The following is a 22,125-nucleotide window of genomic DNA, read 5'->3' as shown; positions in this document are numbered from 1 at the left end:
AGTTTAAGGCTCACTTCTCACTGAAGAGATAGCAGAAAACCAAGTTAATATATAAAATGCTGTCAGGAATGGCAGCATTTTATATAATATTATTAGGTTAAATTACCAACCTAACGCAAAAATTTATATATTTGACCGCTATGGAAAAATATTGATAATAATTTTAGCCATAGGACCGTTATACATTAATAAACACCAATAAGCTAAAGCGCATTTCTCATTAAACGATAAGGTCGACATGAATTTTAAAAAGATTTATCTATTTTTTGGATTATTACTAACTCAGCTGTCTTTTTCGCAAGAAGGGATTGCGGTTTACTCAGATTATTTGTCAGATAACTATTACCTAATACACCCGTCTATGGCCGGTGCTGCAAACTGTGCAAAAATCAGGTTGACTGCGCGTCAGCAATGGTTTGGGCAGGATGATGCCCCTCAGTTACAAACATTAAGTTTTAACGGAAGAATAGGAGAGCAGTCAGGTATAGGTATTATTGGTTTTAATGATAAAAACGGTTATCATTCTCAAACAGGAGCTAAGCTTACTTATGCTCACCATATTCGTTTTTCAAGAAGTGATTATGATTTGAATCAATTATCATTCGGTATGAGTGCAGGTCTTGTTCAAAGTCGTTTGGATGAGACAGAATTTGAACCTGATTTCGATCCTATTATTGATGGAGGAATGAAACAAAAAGATTCTTATTTCAATATTGATATTGGTGCTTCTTATCACTATCTTGATTTTTATGCGCATTTTACAGCTAAGAATGTAATAGCAAGTAAAAGGGATATTTATACAGATGTAGAAAGTGATAATCTTAGAAAATATTTAGTGAGCGCAGGTTATGTATTTGGAGATCCAGATCGTTTACAGTGGGAGCCTTCTATAATGTTCCAGGCTGTTGATGAGACTAAGGAGAAATCAATGGATGTTAATCTTAAAGTGTATAAAGAGCTTGATTTTGGAAGACTTTGGGGAGGATTATCATATAGAAGATATTTAGACGGAGCTCAGTATATAGATGGTAATGGAGCTAAAGATCAAAACCTACAATATTTTACTCCTATAATTGGTGTTAATTACAAGCAGTTTATGTTTGCTTACACTTATTCTTACCTAACAGGTGATGTTAAGTTTGATAATAGTGGTTTCCACCAAATCACAATAGGTATTAACCTATTCTGTCAGGATAGACCTTACGACTGTAATTGTCCGGCCGTAAACTAATTATAAAGCATTATTAATTCTGTCCCGATTTTATCGGGACTTTTTTTTGTTCTGAAATATGATAATTAAAGAAGTAAGGGGTAAATATCCACAAATACCTGAAGATTGTTTTGTAGCTGAAAATGCTACCATAGTGGGAGATGTTTCTTTTGGTAAAGAATGTAGCGTATGGTTTAATGCTGTGATAAGAGGAGATGTGAACTATATTAAAGTAGGTGATAAGGTAAATATACAGGACGGAGCAGTAATTCACTGCACCTATGAAAAACATCCTACAGAGATAGGTAATAATGTTTCTATAGGGCATAATGCTATTGTTCACGGATGTAAAGTACAGGATAATGTACTGATAGGGATGGGGGCTATTGTTATGGATAATTGTGTTATAGAGAGTAACTCTATAGTAGCAGCCGGATCTGTAGTGACACAAAATACGGTTGTAGAATCAGGTACTATATACGCCGGTATTCCTGCCATAAAGGTGAAGGATATTAATGCCTCTGATTTTGCAGGAGAGATAGGTAGAATATCTAATAATTATGTAATGTACTCTTCCTGGTTTAAGGAAGATAATGCTGATAACAAATAGATGAATTTAGAAGTCTCTTTCTTCTACATCATATTTGTTTTCTAAAATGGAACTTAGCACTTTAGGATTGCTGTTAGTATAGAAAAGAGTATTTCCTTTTTGTGACGAATTATTAAGGATGTCTTGGGTAACCAGGACATTTTTTGTTTGTCTTGCTACAGCCAGTCCTGAATCGATTATTTTAACGGTCTCAGGGAGTATTTCTTTAATTTGAGGTATAAGATAAGGGTAGTGGCTACATCCTAGCACGAGGTAGTCTATATTGGCCTTTATCATAGGGGTTAGGTAGTCTTGTAAGAGTTTTTTCATCTCGGCAGACTCCAGTGAGCCTTCTTCAATTAGTTTTACAAGTCCGTGTCCTACCTGTTCAACGATTTTTATATCCTTATAGTCAAGTACTGCTTTGTGGAATAATTCGCTGTTAAGTGTGCCTTGTGTGGCTAATATACCTATGGTTTGAGTTTGTGTAGAATTAGCAGCCGGTTTAATGGCGGGTTCAATGCCTATAAAAGGTATGTCGAATTTTGTACGTAATTCTTTTATAGCATTTGTCGTTGCTGTATTACAGGCAACAACAATCATTTTACAGTTTTGATTGAGAAGAAACTCCGTGTTTTTAATGCTAAGCTCTATAATCTCTTCCTTGCTTTTCTGTCCGTAGGGAGCATTTTTACTGTCGGCCAGATATATGGTGTTTTCGCTTGGGAGTATATTATGAATTTCTCTCCATATGGAAGTGCCTCCCACACCAGAGTCGAATAAGCCTATAGGGTTTGTGCTTTTATTCATTTAACAAATATAAAAAAACGGCTCAAATTTTTGAGCCGTTTTTTAAAGTATAGAAATGATGTTTTTATTAGAAACCTAATTCTTTTTTTACGTCAGCCATAAGGTCTGGTCCGTCAGCAAGAATAACACCGCTTCCTGTAGAAGCATCAAGTACATAAAGGTAACCTTTAGCTCTTGCTACTTTTTGGATAGCATTTCTTGATTTTTCAAGAATTGGTTTATAGATAGCTTCTTGTTTGTCCTGTAGTTCTTTAGTAGCATTTTGTTGGTACTGTTGGATTCTTTGTTGAAGATCCTGAACTTCTTTAGCGCGAGTCTCGTTTAGAGCATCTCCTGCTGTAGCGGCTTCTGCATCATATTTTTTGATTTTAGCCTGAAACTCCTGTACCATTGTTCTGTATTCTGTATCGTATGATTTGCTTAATTGTTCTAATTGTGAATTAGCTGCTTTCATCTCCGGCATTTGGCTCATTAGTTCTGATACATCAATATGTGCTACTTTAGACTGTGCGGTTGCAGTTTGGCTAAGTCCTAATAGTAGTACAGCAGCGATTAATAAAGATTTTAATTGTTTCATCATTTAAGTTTTTAATTTTTGTTTTAAGTTTTTTATCCTTGGTTATTTTCCTCCTGCGGAGTTGAATCATTATTTTCCTCTTCGTTCTCCTGCTGCTCCGTATTTTTATTACGTTGCTCTTCACGGGCTTTTTTTGCAGCTTCTCTTTGTTCTAATATTTGTTGTTTACGTTCTTCAATTTGTTTTTTTCTTTCCTCAAGCTTTCTTTCCCTTTCTTCTCTTGCAGCTTTAACAGCATCTTCTCTACTGGTAGATGCGGGTCTTTCAGAAGTATTTTCTCTGTCAGCTCCCTCTGTAGTTTCATTATCAGCTTTAACTCCGTTTCTTTTAGCTTCTCTTTCTTTTTTCAGCTGCTCTCTTCTTTCTTCGTATTGTCTTCTTTTTTCTTCCTGAGCTTTTCTTCTTTCCTCGATTAGTCTTTCTCTTTCAGCTTTTCGGTCTTCAATTTTTTTCTGTCTGTCCTGGTATTCAGGGTCGGCTTCAAGCTCTTCCTGTTTTTCCATTTCTTCCAGTTGTTTAAGCTCTTTGCCACTTAATTTTTCTCTTTTGGCAGCTCTTGTTATTCTTCTGATAACGAAGTCGCTTATATCGTGCCTCTTGGCAGAGAACAGCATAGTCAAGTCTGAAGACTTGTCGAATATAAAGTCGTAGTTTCTTGACTCGGCTAAATCCTGAACGATATTGAATACCTGATCCTGTACCGGTTTCACAAGTACTGCCTTTTGGGTGATAAGATCACCATTAGGGCCAAATCGTTTTTGCTGATATTCTATAAGATCGTTTTCAAGAAACTTAATTTCTTCTTCTCTTTCCTCAATAAGCTCTTTGGTTAAAAGAGGTTTTTCGGTTTCAAGGCTTTCTTTTAATTTATTAATATCATTTCTTTTCTGTTCCAGTTCCTGCTTCCATTTTTGAGCTTTAAGCTCAAGTTGGTTTTTAGCTTCGGCATAGTCGGGTACTTTTTCCAGTATATAGTCCATGTCTATATAGGCGATTTTAAGTCCGCGAGATTGCGCCGTTGCTGCAGCAACAGAGAATAAGGTCAGTAATATTAACAAATGTTTTTTCATAGTTTACTTCTTATTAGAAAATATCATGCCATTTTTTTAAAACTGCTGGCCGATGATAAAGTGTGTTTCCCAACCATTCTTTTGAGTATAGCCCGGAAGCGGATCGAATCCGTTAGCGAAGTCTATACCTAATAAACCGAATGCCGGCATAAATACCCTTAGACCGAAACCTGCTGAACGCTTAAGGACAAACGGGTCGTAACTCCTGAATGAATCGTAAGAATTACCGGCCTCAAGGAAACTTAATACATATATAGACGCCTGTGGTTTAAGTGTGATAGGATAACGTAACTCTAATGAGAATTTATTGTACACTGTACCTCCGTTTATAGAAGATAGTGCCTGGTTAGGGTAACCCCTTAATTGTATAACCTCTCGACCGTCTAACGAATAGTTAGCTAAACCGTCACCACCCACAAAGAATCTTTCAAAAGGAACAAGCCCTCTGTCTGAATTATATGAACCCAGGAATCCAAATTCACCAAGTGTTCGAAGTACTAATTTATTATAAATTTTTGTATACCAATCAGCTTTCAGCTTAATTTTGTAATATTCCAGCCAATTAAACTTCTGCTGGTCTACTTTACCCTGATCTACTGCTGCATCCTGATAATCGTATACTACCTGTCCGTCTTCGTTAAGGTACTGTCCGCTACTGTTAGTTGTTTTATAGGCTGCCTGGTTTTCAAGGTCTGCGTAGTCAATGCCATTAAATAATGAGTATGGTAATGTCATTTTTGCACTTACGCTGAATAATGAACCAGACATCGGGTAAATAAGTGATCCTCTGTTATCTCTGGTAACTTCAAGAGTATATGCAAGGTTACGTGAACTACCGTTACCAAATGTAAATAATCCGGTGTTGTAGTTGCTAAGGTTATAGTACTGGAATGTAAGTGAGTGAGAGATTCTCAGGTTATCATAAATACCACTTAACCTTTTTGACATACCTACTGTGATAGAGCTAATAGTAAAGCTTTGGCTTCTGTCAACGTCTCTTGATTGGAAGTTGTACAGGAACTGTTTACTGTGCGATAACGAGCTGAAAAGCTGTATCGGTTTTTTACCTCCAAACCATGGTTCTGTAAACGAAAGGCTGTACGTTTGGAAATAAGTACTACCCTGTAAACGTAATGACAGTTTTTGACCATCACCCATTGGTATAGGTTTGTATGCTTCCTTATTAAAAATGTTACGCATAGAGAAGTTGTTGAACGAAAGTCCAAGAGTACCGATGAAACCACCGCCACCATAACCTCCCTGTAGTTCAATTTGGCTGGAACCTCTTTCGGTTACATTCCATTCTACATCTACAGTACCGGTTGATGGGTCGGCATTTTTAACGTCAGGACGAATAGTCTCAGCATCAAAGAAACCTAAAGCACCAAGCTGTCTTACGGTATTAATAACATCTTCTTTATTCCATTTTTGCCCCGGTCTTGTTAGAAGCTCACGGTATATTACGTGGTCGTTTGTTTTATCGTTACCTACAACGGTTACATTGTTAAGGTAAGCTATAGGTCCTTCAACAATACGGATTTCAAAGTCAATAGTGTCGTTTTCTGTACGTACCTCTACTGCGTTGATGTTTGAGAAAAGGTAGCCGTTATTCTGGTACAGGTTGGTAAGGTCTTCACCATCCGGTTTGTTAGGGTTGGCAATCCTTTCCTGTAGTAGTATACCGTTATAGGTGTCGCCTTTTTTAATACCAAGAACCTGACTTAATATATTGTTTGGATAAACAGTATTACCTAAAAATTTAATATCACCAAAGTAGTACTTGCGTCCTTCTTCAATCTGGATGCTTATATCAACAGTATTTTTGTCTTTATTGTAGGCAACTGTATCTTCAATTACACGTGCATCACGGTAACCTTTTTCTTTGTATTTGTCCACAATGCTTGCTAAATCTTCCTTATACTTTTCTTTAATGTATTTTGATGATTTAAATATACGTAACGGGTTCATGAAGCTCTTTTTCTTGGTGTTCTTCATGGCGCCTCTTAGCTTGCCGTCTGAAAGCATGGTGTTACCGTCAAATTTAATTGAGGATACTTTTACTTTCTTACCACGGTCTATATTAACTACCATCTTTACAGTATTACTACTGTCTGGTATTACGTTAATAGCTACTTTAGTATTGTAGTAACCGTCTTTTTTATATTTGTTTTCAATATAGTTTTTAGTAGTAGTAACAAGGTTCTCGTTAACTATTTTTCCTTTAGTAAGTTCAGTATCCTTAATAAGTCCTTCAATCTTACTTTTCTTAAGCCCCTGCATTTTAACTTCACTAAGTTTAGGAAGTTCGGTTACATCCAGTTCAAGATAAATACTGTCGCCTACAACTTTAGAAGCATAAAAGTTGATGTCTTCAAATAGTTTAAGGCTCGCCAGTTTTCTAATGGCATTACTTATTTCTTCTCCGGGTACGTTAATACGCTGACCTTTCTCTAAGCGGGTAAATGTTACAACAGTTTGCTCATTGTAAGTAATGTCACCATTAACTTTTATATCGGCAATTACATACTGTCCCGGTTCAATCCTGTCTTGTGCTTTAGCTGTAAATGAGGCCAAGCATAGAAATATGGCTGAAAATAATTTAATGCGCTTATAAAACATCTCGGTTTTATTTAACTTGTTCACTGGTTTTTCCAAATCTACGTTCTCTTTTTTGGTAACTGATAATTGCTTCGTGCAGGTCTTCTTCTGTAAAGTCCGGCCATAATACGTCGGTAAAATAAAATTCTGCATACGCACACTGCCATAGCAGGAAATTGCTAATTCGCTGTTCACCGCTTGTTCTTATAAGCAGGTCTACATCCGGTAGGTTGTGTGTGTAAAGGTTTTGAGTAATTATCTCTTCATTTATATCTGTTACCGCTATCGCGTTTGTTTTTACTTGTTCACTAATCTTTTTAACAGCCGATACTATTTCTTCCCTTGAGCCATAGCTTAAAGCAAGGGTCACCAGCATTTTGGTGTTATCCTTGGTTTCATCTATAACCTCTAAAAGTTGTTTTCTTGCTCTTTCAGGAAGTTTGTCGGTATTGCCAATTGTGCTTAGCTTGATGTTGTTTTTTTGAAGTACAGGAAGTTCTTTTTTTAATGAACGGATAAGTAGTTTCATTAAAGCTTCCACTTCAAGCCTTGGCCTGTTCCAGTTTTCTGTAGAGAAGGCATAAAGGGTTAGGTATTTTACACCTATATTCTTACAGTTTTCTACCACATCCTTTACCGATTTCGATCCGCTTTCATGGCCTAATGCGCGAAGTAATCCGCGTTTTTTAGCCCAACGGCCGTTACCGTCCATAATTATGGCGATGTGGTTAGGTATATTTTCAGTATTTATGGTAGTTGATTTGTCCATGATTTTAGTTAGGGCAGTAGCAAGGTTTTTCACCAAAGGTGTAGGTAAGTGTAAATCCGGTAAATACATACCAGTCGTCGCTTTCTAAGTTACCAAAGCGAAGGTTTTGGTAGGTATCATCTTCAGGATAACTTCCGTCTAAATTGTCACTAAAAGTATATCTCGCACCCACTTCAAATCCTATTACAAAGTTTGGTAAAACATTAGTTTTTATACCTACGGTCATTGGTATTGCCAGCGCACTGCTGTTACCGTTGTCGTAAGTTCGTCCGTTATTAATATACTGCTCATCATACCAAAAATAGCTCAGTCCCCCATATACATAAGGGGTTAGCTGAAAATCAGTTTCGTGCAGATTGAAGTCAAAAAAATTGAATTCAAGGCCTAAAGATAATTCTTTTACAGTATTATCAAATGAATAGCCTCTTTGTTTTCTGGCACTCATGTCTGAATCAGCATCGTTAGCAGATATCTTTGCATAGGTAAAGGAAGCTCTATAGGAGTGGCGCGGACTACGGTTGTACTTATACAGGAATCCTAAAGCAAGATCTTTAGGGGCTATATAATCTGTAGGTCCCACATCACCTATATAGTTGCTTCCGCCCACAAAAATACCCACTTCGTTGATTTGGGCTTCGGCATTAAATGAAGCAATAATTAAAAATAAAACTACTAAAACTCTACTCATTACATCAAAATAGGTGCAAATATAACAATATAGATTTCTATTTCGCCTCTGTTTAGACTTTTTACGTCTATAAATTGAAAATTTGCAATCACGGTTCAGACTAAAAAACGAAAGAAGATGTGGTGTAGTATGTGGTGTAGGTAAAAAAGTTGCTATTAGTTTCTTTTATCCTCACCCCAAAGCAGTTTTTTGCGTAGGGTTTTTATGAATTTCTCATCCGGGAACTCTACCATGTTGATTTTAAAACCTGTCTTTTTAATAAAAAAGGAGGTTTCGGTATCTACTGTAAGTATTCTTGAGTCAAGTGAGATAAGGTGCTGTGGTTCCCTACCGCTTACTTTAAGTTCCAGTTCGGTATCATCCGGAATTACCAGTGGCCTTGCATTAAGGTTATGTGGTGCAATAGGGGTGATAACAAGGCTGTTTACCTCAGGTATCAGTAACGGTCCGCCGCAACTAAGTGAATAACCGGTAGATCCGGTTGGGGTAGATATTATAAGTCCGTCTGCCCAGTAGGAATTAAGGTAGTCTCCGTTTAGTTTTACCTCTACGGTGATCATGGAAGTAGTGTCTTTACGGCTTACAGTGATTTCGTTAAGTGCAAAATCCAGTCCGGCTTCCTTTTCCATTCCTTCGTAGTCAAGGGATAAAAGCGTGCGTGGAGATATTTTGTATTTGTTTTCAAAAATAAGAGGCAGCAGGGTTTCAATTTCATCCTGCTGTACAGTTGCCAAAAAACCTAAACGCCCGGCATTAATACCTAATACAGGTATGTTTTTGTCGCGCACATAAGTTGCTGACCTTAACATGGTGCCATCGCCGCCAATACTGATAAGCATATCAAACCTGCGGTCCAGCTCCTCATGGTTGCTAAAAGTAGCATACTCCTCCTTAAGGAGTCCTTTCTCTTTTATGGCATTGTAAAATTTGGCTTCAAAAATAACCTCGGTGGTATGGCCTTCAAAAACCGCAAACATTTTTTCAATAATGTCTTCGGTATTGTCTTTATAATACTGTCCGTATACTGCTATCCTCATGTTCCTCACGCTTATTATATGTTCAGGTATTTGTCTAAATAGTCAGAACGGTCTTTTAGTGTATTGATGTAGGCATCCTCCTGGTGCTCTGATATGATTTCGTAATTGTATCTTCTGAAAGTCTGGATGATTTCACTTAATCCCCCAAGGCTTATTTTTAGGGTTATCTGTACCTTTTCAAGATTGGCTTCAGATATGAAAAGCCCCAGCAGCCTGCCGTTATTGCTTTCCACAATTTGAGCAACTTCGCTCATACTGTAATCAGCAATGCCTTTTTGTACTACCAGTATACCTCCGTCTTCTTTTAAGAAAGGGGTTTGGTGGAAAAACTGAATAATATCGGTAATCTCATAATATCCCAAATAATTGTTGTCTTTATCAAGAATAGGAACCACATTGGTTTCGTTTTTGGCAAATATTTCCAATACGTCCAGCCATATGGTGGTGTCGCGCACAAAAAACCTTTCAAGGGTATAGCGCATATCCTCAAGTGTTTTTTCAATATCCATAAGTTCGGTGTCTTCGGCACTGGCACAACCTATATATATGCCATTTTCTGTTACAGGAAAATGGGAAAAGGTGTATTCGGCAAAAAGATCCTGAGCATCAGCTATGGATTCGGTTATATTTAACGGTTTGATTTGGTTGTTGATAAAGTCGTTAATATCAATCATGTTGGGGAGTATGAGTTATTACTGCAAAATAATCAAAAATTAGAATATCCTACCTTAATTTTACTTTGTATTTTTGTGTAAAATTTGAGTTAAACAACCGTGTAATGACAAAACTTAGTGTAAATATAAATAAAATAGCAACGTTAAGAAACTCCAGAGGGGGTAATGTTCCCGATTTACTTAAAGTTGCAGCCGATGTTCAGAAATTTGGAGCACAAGGTGTTACCATACACCCAAGGCCAGATGAAAGACATATCCGTTATCAGGATGCCAGGGATTTAGTTTCTGTTGTGCATACCGAGTATAATATAGAAGGAAACCCTGTGAAGAAGTTTATCGATCTTGTACTTGAGGTAAAGCCTACACAGGTTACTCTTGTTCCGGATGCCGACGATGCTATAACATCTAACGCCGGATGGGATACTGTAAAGCATAAATCGTTTTTACAGGATGTTATTGCCGAGTTTAAGAGTAATGGTATACGTACTTCTATATTTGTAGACCCGGTTTTAGAAATGATTGAAGGGGCTAAAGAAACCGGTACCGACAGGATTGAATTATACACTGAGGCTTTTGCTCATGAGTACAGCTTAGGTAATACTGCTGGTATTGATCATTATGTGGCTTCGGCAAAACTGGCAAACGAGTTAGGTTTAGGTATAAATGCCGGTCATGACCTGAGTTTGGATAATATCAAGTTTTTTAAAGAAAACATTCCCGGTCTTTTAGAGGTGTCTATAGGACATGCGCTTGTAGCAGAGTCGCTTTACCTTGGTCTGGAAAATGTTGTGAATATGTATCTTCAAAAACTAAAATAACTATGTTGCATTCCAGAGTAGAAGGAGAAGGCAAGCCATTGCTTATAATACACGGTTTTTTAGGGATGTCTGACAACTGGAAAACCCTTGGTGGTCAATATGCTGAAAAAGGATATCAGGTGCATGTCATAGATATGAGAAATCACGGTAAGAGTTTTCATTCGGAAGAGTTTGATTACAGTGCTATGGTTCAGGATATTTATGATTACTGCCTGTATTATAAGTTAGAGAAAATAGATGTTATTGGTCACTCTATGGGAGGTAAGGCCAGTATGTTTTTTGCTGTGGCGCATCCCGAAATGCTGGACAGGTTAGTAATAGCTGATATAGGTCCGAAATACTACAGGCCTCACCATCAGGACATATTAGCGGGTTTGAATGCGGTAGATTTTTCGATGAAACCGGGTAGGAGTGATGTGGAAGATATCCTTAAAAAGTATATTGATGATTTTGGTACCCGTCAGTTCCTTATGAAAAACCTGTACTGGAAAGAACCGGGACACTTAGATTTTAGGTTTAACCTGAAAGTGCTTACCGATAAGATTGAAAATATAGGAGCTGCATTACCTGAAGGTAGTGTGTATGACGGACCTGTATTGTTTTTAAGAGGAGACAGATCCAATTATATAAAAGACGAAGATTTTGAAATGATTCATAATCACTTTCCTAAAGCGATTATAAAAGATATTAAAAATGCGGGGCACTGGTTGCATGCCGAAAATCCGAAAGATTTTTTGACAGAGACGCTGGAGTTTCTTACAGCATAACAAAATAAAAAGAGGACTGTTTTTTCAGTCCTCTTTTGCTTTAATCACCTCCGCTAATGATTTTAGGGAGTAGTGTTTTTTTGAGTCCTTCATACAAAAAGCGCCACAGGAAATTAAATACCGATTTGTCTTTAAGCCTCTCCACACTTACTTCTGTTTCTTTTAGTTCATCTTCACTATCGTTTTTCACCAACAGGTTACCAACGGCCGACATGAGTTTGTTTTTATCCTTTCCGTCCTTTTTGTAGAGTTTTACTTTGAGGTCTTCATATTTAATGGCAAAATCTCCGTTTGAGTTGTTGCGGTTTCCGTTAAATGTAAAGTAAATTTCTTTTAGGTCGCCCGTAGTGGTAATGTTCATTAATGGTTTGGCTACCGGGTCAATCACACTACTTTTTACATTTTGCAGTTTTCCCTGTATGGTAAATGCATCGGTTTCATCGGTAATATCAAAAGTCCAGTGTACACTTAATGGGGACGATTTCATGAAAAGACAATTAACGTCGAGAGTGGTTTGCGGAGTTTCAGTTTTATTAATCGGGCTGTATATGTTTTTTATTGTGGCATTAAAATCAGAGAACATTACTTTGGCAGCAGGCTTATCATAACTTTGCTGTTCCTGGTATTCTACATACGAGTCGTTTAGTTTTATCGTGTCGGCTTTCAGGTCAAATTTTATTTCGCGCAGCATTTGGCTGTATAGTTTTTTTACCGATAAATCATCGGGAGCCATTTTAGGTCTGTATATAACTGCGTTTACTTTAGTTAAATCAACAAGAGGTGTTCGTACATATAAGGTGTCGTTCACAAAACCCCAAAGTAAATCAGGAATGTGTATTTTGTTTACTTCAATTCGGTATTGGTCTTTCTCCTTTGGGATAGACTGTGCAAATTCCATACGGGTCTGTTCCGGCGTTAACTTAAAATTATTTACGGTAATGGCGGTATCGCTAATGTTAAGCTCTTGTGTTGTGATGTTGTATTGTTTGTCTACCTGATAAAACAAGCTGTCACACTTTAAGCTGTAAGACGAATATTTTACCGGTAAATTATCATCAATAGTAGTGCTGTCTATTTTAATGTTTCTGAAAAGCATATTTATATTAGATGCTTTCAGTTTAGTATTGTCAGTAGTATCAAGCAGGGTAAATTTACCTCTGTTTACTTCAACCGTTTCTGTAAAAACAGTGTTTTTAAATGGTTTTACAAGGTCTCCTTTTACATTGTATTTATTTTCTTCGGGGTATAGTATGATTTCGGGTTTATCTATAATGATATTGTCAACCCTTATCTTGTTGTTTTTTAGAAGTGCCCAAAGGCTAAAATGCTCTATGCGTATTTTTTCAATTTGACCGTAAGCACCGCTTTTTAATTGTGCGGTACTGTCTTTAGGAGATAGTGAAGCGTTGAGTATTGTAATGTTACCTTTTAGCAGGGCTATATCCAGGTCGGTGTAGCTGATGTTATAAGGCATGTCTTTGTCTGACTGGATGATGGTAGGTAATTTTCTTGATATCCAGTAGCTTAATCCGTAATTGGCAATTGTTCCTAAAGCAATTAGTATAGCTAGTCCTATGAGTATTTTTTTTAAAAGTGACATTGGTATTTTGGTTTATACCGTTAAGGTACTATGTTTTTAGGGCTTATAAATGTGTTTTATGTTTTTGTTAATAGTATAGCTGTTAAAGTTATTATAATGAGACTGTTGAAGCTTTAAAAAGGTTAATAATATGTTATTTATTTAAAAAATAACTACGTTTTTCGGTAGATTGTTAAAAAATATAGGGGTTTTTTAAAAAATAAATTATTATGAATGCATAATATTTTTATCTCAATCGTTGTATTTTTCATAAAATATCCTAAATTTGATATAAGCTATTTACAATATGAAAAAACTAATACTTATTTAACCATGAGAAAACTATTATCTTTAACCCTAACGGCCTTAACGGCTGCTTCGGCTTTTGCAGGAGGGTATAGGGTTAGTCTTCAGGGACAAAAGCAGTTGGCAATGGGACACACCGGGGTTGGTGTTGTAAACAGTGCCGAGGTTTTGTTCTTTAACCCGTCGGGTATGGCGTTTCTTGAAAACCGTTTTAATGCCTCGGTAGGAGCAAACGGATTATTTGCAAGAACCAAATTTCAAAATCAGGCAAACAACTGGACCAACTCAACCGAAAACTTCGGTACACCATTTAGTGCTTATGTTTCGTACAGGGCTACCGACTGGCTTTCTGTTGGTTTAGCAGTATATACACCTTACGGTAGTGCTGTAGAGTGGGATCAGGACTGGCAGGGTTCTCACCTTGTTAATAATATTGATCTTGAGGCAATTTATTTTCAGCCGTCTATCTCATTAAAAGTAAACGATTATTTTAGTGTGGGCGGTGGTCCTATATTTGTATCAGGTAGTGTAAACTTTAACAGGAATATTAGCCGAAGCCAAACCGATGAGCAGGGTAACAGGACTGATGTTACTATTGATGCCGGTGGTGTTACAGCATGGGGATGGACAGCAGGTATGATGTTAAAGCCAACAGAAAACCTTACTATTGGTGCTAACTACCGTTCTGAAATTACTATGGAAGCTCGTGATGGAGATGCAACTTTCCATGATGTTCCGGGGTTCCTTTCCACTACATTAACAAATACTACCTTTGATGCCGATCTTCCGCTTCCTGCTGAACTTACGGTAGGTTTCTCATATAAGGTTAATGATAAACTTCTTGTAGCTTTTGATTATAACAGGGCTTACTGGAATGTATACAAATCACTTATTGTTGATTTCCATAATGCAGCGCCAACATCGATTAATCCAAGAAATTACAAAGATGCCAGTACTTACAGGGTAGGTGCTCAGTATACAGCTAACGAGAAGTTCTCTTTCCGTGCAGGTTGGTACTTTGACGAAAGCCCGGTACAGGATGGTTTCTTTGCTCCGGAAACACCCAGAAATGATTCTATGGGGTATACAGGTGGTTTAAGTTACCAGATTAACCAAAGGTTAGGGGTAGATTTCTCATTCCTTTTCCTACACTTTAAAGAAGTTAATAACTCGTATGACTACTATCAGGAAGATGGTCAGAATACTTCTTTTGGAGGTACGTATAAAAATGTGGTGTTCTCTCCTGGTGTAGGTTTAAGCTACAATTTCTAAAAAAAACGACATGAAAAATAAATTTATATACTTATCGTTACTTGCAGCCGGGCTTATTGCCTGTGAGCCTGAATTTAATAATGAAGTGACAAACGCGAGTTACAGTGCGGGTGATGCCGATTTTTCATCATACGTAGCAGTAGGTAACTCATTAACGGCAGGTTATATGGATGGTACTGTGTCTCGTGGTGGGCAAATGTATTCGTTTCCTAACCTGCTTTCACAGCAGTTTGCTGTAGTAGGCGGAGGCGCGTTTACACAACCGTCTTATGATGATGATATTAATGATTATGGCGGACTTACCCTTGGAGGTATGCAAATTGCATCAACAAGGCTTATAATTAATGCTTCTGCCGGTGGACCGGAAGCCATTAATGGTACACCAACTATAGAGGTTTCTAACCAACAGGCAATGGCTTATAATAATATGGGTGTGCCGGGAGCAAAATCATTCCATTTACTGGCGCCTGGTTATGGTAACCTTGCAGGTGTGGCTACGGGTCAGGCAAATCCTTACTTTGTGCGTCATGCAACGTCGCCAACTGCTACAGTAATGGGTGATGCAATGACTAAAAATCCTACCTTCTTTACTAACTGGATTGGTAGCAACGATGTGCTTTCGTTTGCAACATCAGGAGGTGTAGGTGTAGATCAAACGGGTAACCTTGATCCGTCAACTTACGGAGGTAATGATATTACCGATCCTAATGTGTTTGCAGCAACTTATTCTGCAATTACAGATATGCTTACTTCTGGCGGAGCTAAAGGGGTAGTGGCAACCATACCGGATGTTACTTCGATACCTTTCTTTACCACGGTTCCTTACAATCCGTTAACCACTCAGCTTTTAGGTGGGGGTGATTCACAGGTTGGGGCTGCTACTATGACTCAGCTTAATCAGCAACTTTATGGAGTTTTGGATCAGATACTGACTAATTTTGGTGCGGGAGACAGAATTAATGCTCTTGATTTAGGAGCTGCTAACCCATTATTGATAAAAGATGAAAGTCTTACTGATTTAAGTGCTCAAATTACTGCTGTTGCTTCTACTATTCCTCAGTATGCTCCTATAGCCGACTTTTTAGGCCAAACTTACGGACAGGCAAGGCAGGCTACGGCAAACGATTTGGTACTGTTAACAACAAGAGGTGTAATAGGCGCTGCTCCTGCGGGTGTACCTGCGCCTTTTAATAGTTTTGGGGTTACTTATCCGTTACAGGATAGTCATGTGTTAACAGCTGCTGAGGGCGAAATGGTTAAAGTAGCTACAACAAGCTATAATAATACTATTAAAGCTATTGCTGCTTCAAAAGGACTTGCAGTTGCCGATATGAATGCTATACTTAATCAGCTTGTAAGTGGATTAAGAGTAGAGGACGGACAAATTTATACTGCTGATTACTTTAGTACTTCGGCATTAAATACAACAGTGTTCTCTCTTGATGGTGTTCACCCTAATGCAAGGGGGTATGCTATGGTAGCTAATGAAATTATTAAAGTAATTAACAGCTATTACAATGCTAAGCTGCCTAATATAGTGCCGGGTTATTACCCTGGTGCTACGGTATTGCCTACAAACTAAAAGATTAGAAAAGAGATAATATTTTCTTAAAAAGCATCGGATTTCCCCGATGCTTTTTTTATTTTTATAGGTGTCTTACAAATTGATTTTATATGAAAACACTTATAAAAATTTTCTTTACCACGGTTTTTGTGCTCGTATTGGCAAACCTTCTTCCGGGGGTAAATGTTACTAATTGGATAACGGCGCTATTAGTTGCTGTGGTACTTGGACTCTTAAATATATTTATAAAGCCTATACTGGTGCTTTTTACTTTGCCGGCAACAATTTTTACCCTGGGGCTGTTTTTGCTGGTAATAAATGCTATAATTATTTTACTGTGTGATGAGCTGGTTCCCGGTTTTACAGTTGATGGTTTTTGGTATGCATTACTGTTTAGCCTGCTGTTGTCTTTCTGTCAGTCGCTGGTAGTGGGACTGTCTGAAAAAGAATCACGTAATTAATATCAGTATTCTTTTTAAGGGTATTGAAATACAATAAATTAAAAACTTGTGTGGGTTGTAAAAAAAATATATTTTTGCAACCCATAATTTTATGGTGTTTAAACAATTTTAGATAATGAATATTACAAGAGAGCAGGTAGATGCGCTAAATGCTGTTGTAACAGTAGCCATTACAAAAGAAGATTATAAACCAAACGTAGATAAGGTATTAGGTGATTACAGAAAAAATGCCAGTATCCCTGGATTCAGGAAAGGTGCTGTGCCAATGAGCCTTATACAAAAACAATATGGTAAAGCCGTTCTTGTAGACGAGGTAAACAAATTACTTCAGACTTCACTAAACGATTACCTTGTTGAGGAGAAACTGGATATTCTTGGTAATCCGCTTCCGAAAATCACTGAAGATTTTAACTGGGATGCAGATGATTATGCTTTTGAGTTTGAACTTGGTCTTGCGCCTGAGTTTGCTGTAGATCTTGCGGCTAAAAACAAACTTGTAAAATACAACATCACAGCAGACGAGAAAATGCTTGATGAGCAGGTAGAGCGTATACAAAAACAATACGGTAAACTTGTTTCTAAAGAGAAATCAGAAGAGGGAGACGATATTAAAGGTACTTTCACTAACGAAGAGAAAGGTATCAATAATACTGTAACAATTACTCCTTCTATCTTCAAAACTAAAACAGCAGGTAAAAAATTCATCGGTAAAAAAGTTGGTGATGTAGTTACTGTTTCTACTAAAAACCTGTTTGATGACGACCACAAACTTATGGAGTACCTTAAAGTAGGTCACGACGATGTTCACGGTCTTGAAATTGATGTTGACTTCACTATTGAAGAAATTAATACTACAGAGAAAGCAGAACTTAACCAGGAACTTTTTGATAAGCTTTTTGGTGAAGGTGTTGTAACATCTGTAGAGCAGTTAAAAGAAAAAATTAAGGAAGATGCAGAGCAGCAGTTTGCTACTCAGGCAGATCAGAAATTCCTTAACGATGTAACTGAGTTCCTTATTGAGAATACTAAGTTTGATCTTCCTGCAGAATTCCTTAAAAAATGGATACAAACAGCAGGTGAAAACCCGCTATCTCCAGAGCAGGCTGAGGAAGAGTACAACAAATCTGAAAAAGGTCTACGTTACCAGTTAATTGAAGGTAAAATCATTACTGATAACAACCTTCAGATAACTTTTGATGATCTTAAAGCATACACTGCAGAGGTTATTAAAAAACAAATGGCACAGTTCGGTCAGATGAATCCAACAGACGAAGATGTTGAAGGTATCGTATCAAGAGTACTTTCTAACAAAGACGAAGTTAAGAGGTTATCTGAGCAGGTAATGAGCGAAAAAATGCTTAACCTGTTTAAAGAGAACGTAAAAGCAAAAGAAAAAGAAGTTACTTACGAAGCGTTCATTAAGGAAATGTACGGAGAGTAAATTTCGTAAAAAATGAGTATATTTGAGCGTCAGGATTTTTATCCTGACGCTTTTTTTTACACTTAATTAAATTTAAATCAAAAACGGACTATGAATTACGGCAAAGAATTTAGAAAATATGCCACAAAACATCATGGCATAAACAATCTATATTACGATAAATTAGTTAACCGAGTTACCCCAATGGGTATGACTCCTTATATCATGGAAGAACGCCAGATGAATGTGGCTCAGCTTGACGTGTTTTCACGTTTAATGATGGACAGGATTATCTTTTTAGGTACAGGTATAGACGACCAGGTGGCAAACATTGTACAGGCGCAGTTATTGTTCCTTGAAAGTACAGATGCTTCAAAAGACATCCAAATCTACATTAACTCTCCGGGAGGTAGCGTATATGCCGGTTTAGGTATGTATGATACCATGCAGTACATTAGGCCTGATGTAGCTACTATCTGTACAGGTATGGCAGCTTCTATGGGGGCTGTACTTCTGTGTGCCGGAGCCGATGGTAAACGTTCGGCATTACCGCATTCAAGAGTTATGATTCACCAGCCATCGGGAGGAGCACAGGGTGTTGCTACTGATATGGAGATCAATCTTCGTGAAATGCTAAAACTAAAAGAGGAGTTATACCGTATAATATCTAAGCACTCTAAGCAGGATTACGACAAAGTATTCAAAGACAGTGAGAGAGATTACTGGATGAAAGCAACTGAGGCTAAGGAATATGGTATGATTGACGAAGTGCTTATAAGAGAGTAAATAAGAAATAAATAGTATATTTGCGTTTTAATTGGCCGGACCTATAATCCGGCCTTTAAAACATAGAGTAAAACATATGGCTAAAGAGATTTTAGAGTGTTCTTTTTGTGGCAGGAAAAAGCCTGAAACCAATTTGCTTATAGCAGGTATTAACGCGCATATTTGTGACCGATGCATAGAACAGGCTCACGGTATAGTGCTTGAAGAGCTTAAGCAAAGCGGATCGTCAACACTTGCGGCTGAGCTTGAGCTTAAAAAGCCGAAAGAGATTAGGGCTTTCCTTGATCAGTATGTTATCGGGCAGGACCAAACTAAAAAGGTACTGTCGGTAGCAGTTTACAATCACTACAAAAGGCTGATGCAAAAGCAGGATGATGAAGGGGTAGAGATTGAAAAAAGTAACATCCTTATGGTAGGGCAAACCGGTACAGGGAAAACCCTGGTGGCTAAAACCATTGCAAGGATGCTAAATGTACCGCTTACCATTGTAGATGCCACTGTACTTACAGAAGCCGGTTATGTAGGTGAAGACGTTGAGAGTATACTTACGCGTTTACTACAGGCAGCCGACTATGATGTGAAAAAGGCAGAAAGAGGTATCGTATTTATTGATGAAATAGATAAAATTGCCCGCAAGAGCGATAACCCTTCTATTACACGAGATGTGTCGGGAGAGGGAGTACAACAGGCTTTACTAAAGCTTCTTGAAGGTACTGTGGTGAATGTTCCGCCTAAGGGAGGAAGAAAACACCCTGACCAGAAGTTTATAGAGGTGAATACTCAGGATATCCTGTTTATTGCCGGTGGTGCTTTTGATGGTATTGACCGTGTTATATCAAAAAGGCTTAACAGGCAGGCTGTAGGTTACAGCACATCGCGTAATGCTGATGAGATTGATAACGACAACCTGTTGCAGTACATCATCCCTAAAGATGTGAAAGACTTTGGCCTTATCCCTGAGATTATAGGTAGGCTTCCGGTTCTAACACACATGGATCCGCTTGATAGGGAAACACTAAGAGCGATACTTACCGAGCCTAAAAATGCGCTTGTAAAACAATACAAAAAGCTGTTTGCAATGGATGATGTTGAATTATCTATTAATAATGAGGCTCTTGATTATATTGTAGACAAGGCGTTAGAGTATAAGCTTGGTGCAAGGGGACTACGTTCACTTTGTGAAGCAATATTAAATGAGGCGATGTATGAAATTCCGGGTTCTGATGAAACGGAACTTAATATTGATAAGGAATATGTGGAACATCACTTAAACAAAACCTTACTTAAGCGTTTAAAAGCAGCATCATAACTGCTTATATAATAAATAAAAAGGCTGCCAATTGGCAGCCTTTTTATTTATACATCTTTTTTTACTGTTGTTGTCTTTTCTGTTTTTTGAATGTTTTCGGTATCACACCATTTTCTGCCGTTGCAGCCCAGTCGCTTGGGGCCGCAGGAGGCTAATAGTAATACCGAGGCGCCAAATACCAGTACATAAGTCTTTTTCATAGTGTTCGCTTTTTTTACAAAGATAAAAACTACAATATAAACAGCTGATTATTTAACAGTTGTATTTATGCGTTTACATCGGCTATTTGCATAGACTTTAGTTTTTCAAGGTAATCACGCTCATTAGAAAGTCGTGGTATTTTATGTTGCCCGCCCAGTTTATCCTGTGCTTTAAGCCAGTCGTAAAACAACTTAGGTCTTGCCACATTAAGAACAAGGGGGTTAAGTGTCATATTATTATAGCGCTTGGCTTCATAATCAGAGTTAAGGGACTGTAATGCCTCGTCAAGATGTTTTCTAAAGGCTTCTACGTCTTCAGGCTGTTTACCAAATTCAATAATCCATTCGTGTGCGCCTTTTTCCTTTCCGTCCATAAAAATAGGGGCAACAGTATAATCTACTACATCGGCACCGGTAATGTTACAGGCTTTGGCTATCGCCCTGTCGGTATTTTCTACCATCAGCTCTTCACCAAAAACATTAATATGATGTTTGGTTCTTCCGGTTATTTTTATGCGATATGGGTTAAGCGAAGTAAAGCGTACGGTATCGCCAATAAGGTATCGCCATAATCCCGAATTGGTAGTAATAAGTACGGCGTAATTTTTATTCAGTTCCACATCGGCAAGTCGTACAGCTTTTTGGTTTGGTTTTCCAAAGCTGTCCATAGGGATAAACTCATAGAAAATACCATAATCAAGCATTAATAACAGTTCGTCACTATCGTTGCTGTCCTGTATGGCAAAAAAGCCTTCAGAGGCGTTATAGATCTCGTAGTATTTAAAATCGCTTTTTGGCAGTATCTTTTTGTACTGGTCGCGATAAGGTTCAAAACTTACTCCGCCGTGGAAGTACACTTCCACATTAGGCCATATTTCATGTAGGTTTCCTTTTCCTGTTTCTTCCAGTATTCTGTTCATTAAAACAAGCATCCACGAAGGTACTCCGGCAAAACTGGTTACATTTTCGTTTGTGGTTTCCTTTACAATGGCCGATAGTTTGCTTTCCCACTCGCTCATAAGGGAAACCTTATTGCTTGGTGTGCTGCTAAATTCAGCCCACATAGGCATGTTTTCTATAAGTATAGCCGAAAGGTCGCCAAAAAAGGTGTTGTTGTCCTCATATAACTGTTTACTGCCGCCCAGTCTCAGGCTTTTTCCGGTAAATAGCTGTGCATCTTCATTATTGTTTAAGTAAAGACACAATAGGTCTTTAGCAGCCTTGTAATGGCAGTCCTCAAGCGCTTCGGGGCTAACTGGTATAAATTTACTTTTGGCGTTTGTGGTTCCGCTCGATTTGGCAAACCATTTTATTTGTGTAGGCCAAATTACATTTTGCTCTCCGCGACGGGTTTGCTCAATAAGCGGTTCTAAATCCTCGTAGGTGGAAATAGGTATCCTTTCGGCAAAAGTGCTGTAATTCCTTATGGATGAAAAATCATATTTCTTACCGAAAGAGGTGTTTTCGGCCCATCGGATAAGGTTATGAAGCAATTCTTCCTGTACTTCGTTAGGATATTTTAGAAACAATTCTATCTGATGGATTCTTTTTTTCAAAATCCAGGAAGCAACCGAATTGATAATCGCCAAAGCCATATTTTATAGTATCTTTATGCCATAAA

At 37.8% G+C, this 22,125-nt stretch carries 21 protein-coding genes; 10 read left to right on the top strand and 11 right to left on the bottom strand.

Annotated elements, in window-relative coordinates; all coding sequences use genetic code 11:
- Positions 1-238 precede the first annotated feature (238 nt).
- Together Q763_RS13325 and Q763_RS13320 are read left to right on the top strand one after the other, a co-directional pair.
- Positions 239-1,231: a PorP/SprF family type IX secretion system membrane protein gene (locus Q763_RS13325; RefSeq protein ID WP_035135122.1), complete on the top strand. Its 993-nt coding sequence runs from the start codon at positions 239-241 to the stop codon at positions 1,229-1,231.
- A 58-nt stretch (positions 1,232-1,289) separates the two neighbouring features.
- Entirely contained in the window at positions 1,290-1,820 is a 531-nt protein-coding gene (locus Q763_RS13320) for a gamma carbonic anhydrase family protein (protein WP_035135120.1), read from the top strand.
- A gap of 6 nt (positions 1,821-1,826) precedes the next feature.
- Here Q763_RS13320 and murI read toward each other — a convergent pair whose 3' ends face one another.
- The 8 genes from murI to Q763_RS13280 form a co-directional block, all read right to left on the bottom strand.
- Complete coding sequence (gene murI, locus Q763_RS13315; RefSeq protein ID WP_035135118.1) at positions 1,827-2,609, bottom strand: glutamate racemase; 783 nt, start codon at positions 2,607-2,609, stop codon at positions 1,827-1,829.
- Positions 2,610-2,676: 67 nt separating this feature from the next.
- Positions 2,677-3,186, bottom strand: a complete 510-nt coding sequence (locus Q763_RS13310) for an OmpH family outer membrane protein (RefSeq protein WP_035135142.1) — start codon at positions 3,184-3,186, stop codon at positions 2,677-2,679.
- Positions 3,187-3,218: 32 nt separating this feature from the next.
- Entirely contained in the window at positions 3,219-4,256 is a 1,038-nt protein-coding gene (locus Q763_RS13305) for an OmpH family outer membrane protein (protein WP_052123443.1), read from the bottom strand.
- Between the two features lie 36 nt (positions 4,257-4,292).
- Positions 4,293-6,875 (bottom strand): outer membrane protein assembly factor BamA, encoded by a 2,583-nt coding sequence (bamA, locus tag Q763_RS13300; protein WP_035135137.1) that lies wholly within the window; start codon positions 6,873-6,875, stop codon positions 4,293-4,295.
- A gap of 7 nt (positions 6,876-6,882) precedes the next feature.
- Positions 6,883-7,623 (bottom strand): isoprenyl transferase, encoded by a 741-nt coding sequence (locus tag Q763_RS13295; RefSeq protein WP_035135136.1) that lies wholly within the window; start codon positions 7,621-7,623, stop codon positions 6,883-6,885.
- A 4-nt stretch (positions 7,624-7,627) separates the two neighbouring features.
- Complete coding sequence (porG, locus tag Q763_RS13290; protein WP_035135117.1) at positions 7,628-8,311, bottom strand: type IX secretion system protein PorG; 684 nt, start codon at positions 8,309-8,311, stop codon at positions 7,628-7,630.
- A gap of 155 nt (positions 8,312-8,466) precedes the next feature.
- Positions 8,467-9,348, bottom strand: a complete 882-nt coding sequence (locus tag Q763_RS13285; protein WP_035135115.1) for an NAD kinase — start codon at positions 9,346-9,348, stop codon at positions 8,467-8,469.
- 14 nt (positions 9,349-9,362) lie between these two features.
- Complete coding sequence (locus Q763_RS13280; RefSeq protein WP_035135113.1) at positions 9,363-10,022, bottom strand: CBS domain-containing protein; 660 nt, start codon at positions 10,020-10,022, stop codon at positions 9,363-9,365.
- A 104-nt stretch (positions 10,023-10,126) separates the two neighbouring features.
- On the opposite strand from Q763_RS13280, the gene Q763_RS13275 reads away from it, so the two are divergent.
- The gene (locus Q763_RS13275; RefSeq protein WP_035135111.1) at positions 10,127-10,840 is read left to right on the top strand and encodes a pyridoxine 5'-phosphate synthase; all 714 of its coding nucleotides are present in this window, start codon (positions 10,127-10,129) and stop codon (positions 10,838-10,840) included.
- Positions 10,841-10,842: 2 nt separating this feature from the next.
- Entirely contained in the window at positions 10,843-11,607 is a 765-nt protein-coding gene (locus tag Q763_RS13270; RefSeq protein WP_035135109.1) for an alpha/beta fold hydrolase, read from the top strand.
- A 40-nt stretch (positions 11,608-11,647) separates the two neighbouring features.
- Here the strand turns inward: Q763_RS13270 and Q763_RS13265 are convergent, their stop codons facing one another.
- Entirely contained in the window at positions 11,648-13,207 is a 1,560-nt protein-coding gene (locus Q763_RS13265; RefSeq protein ID WP_035135107.1) for an AsmA family protein, read from the bottom strand.
- A 312-nt stretch (positions 13,208-13,519) separates the two neighbouring features.
- On the opposite strand from Q763_RS13265, the gene Q763_RS13260 reads away from it, so the two are divergent.
- The 6 genes from Q763_RS13260 (at position 13,520) to clpX (ending at position 20,304) form a co-directional block, all read left to right on the top strand.
- A complete protein-coding gene (locus Q763_RS13260; protein WP_035135134.1) occupies positions 13,520-14,764 on the top strand; it encodes an OmpP1/FadL family transporter in 1,245 nt (414 codons plus the stop codon).
- A gap of 10 nt (positions 14,765-14,774) precedes the next feature.
- Positions 14,775-16,346: an SGNH/GDSL hydrolase family protein gene (locus Q763_RS13255; RefSeq protein WP_035135105.1), complete on the top strand. Its 1,572-nt coding sequence runs from the start codon at positions 14,775-14,777 to the stop codon at positions 16,344-16,346.
- Positions 16,347-16,438: 92 nt separating this feature from the next.
- Positions 16,439-16,789 (top strand): phage holin family protein, encoded by a 351-nt coding sequence (locus Q763_RS13250; protein ID WP_035135103.1) that lies wholly within the window; start codon positions 16,439-16,441, stop codon positions 16,787-16,789.
- Positions 16,790-16,904: 115 nt separating this feature from the next.
- Positions 16,905-18,230, top strand: a complete 1,326-nt coding sequence (gene tig / locus Q763_RS13245) for a trigger factor (protein WP_035135101.1) — start codon at positions 16,905-16,907, stop codon at positions 18,228-18,230.
- Positions 18,231-18,320: 90 nt separating this feature from the next.
- On the top strand, positions 18,321-18,995 hold the full coding sequence (gene clpP, locus Q763_RS13240) for an ATP-dependent Clp endopeptidase proteolytic subunit ClpP (protein WP_035135099.1): 675 nt from the start codon (positions 18,321-18,323) through the stop codon (positions 18,993-18,995).
- A gap of 76 nt (positions 18,996-19,071) precedes the next feature.
- On the top strand, positions 19,072-20,304 hold the full coding sequence (gene clpX / locus Q763_RS13235; protein ID WP_035135097.1) for an ATP-dependent Clp protease ATP-binding subunit ClpX: 1,233 nt from the start codon (positions 19,072-19,074) through the stop codon (positions 20,302-20,304).
- Positions 20,305-20,351: 47 nt separating this feature from the next.
- On the opposite strand, the gene Q763_RS17845 is transcribed toward clpX, so the two are convergent.
- Positions 20,352-20,504 (bottom strand): hypothetical protein, encoded by a 153-nt coding sequence (locus Q763_RS17845; RefSeq protein WP_157499437.1) that lies wholly within the window; start codon positions 20,502-20,504, stop codon positions 20,352-20,354.
- 65 nt (positions 20,505-20,569) lie between these two features.
- Positions 20,570-22,099 (bottom strand): GH3 auxin-responsive promoter family protein, encoded by a 1,530-nt coding sequence (locus Q763_RS13230; RefSeq protein ID WP_035135095.1) that lies wholly within the window; start codon positions 22,097-22,099, stop codon positions 20,570-20,572.
- Positions 22,100-22,125 lie beyond the last annotated feature (26 nt).

Origin of the sequence: Flavobacterium beibuense F44-8 (genome assembly GCF_000769915.1) — a bacterium.
Lineage (GTDB): Bacteria > Bacteroidota > Bacteroidia > Flavobacteriales > Flavobacteriaceae > Flavobacterium > Flavobacterium beibuense.
The sequence above is the reverse complement of the archived record's forward strand: the minus strand, read 5'-3'. Positions and strand labels throughout refer to the sequence as shown.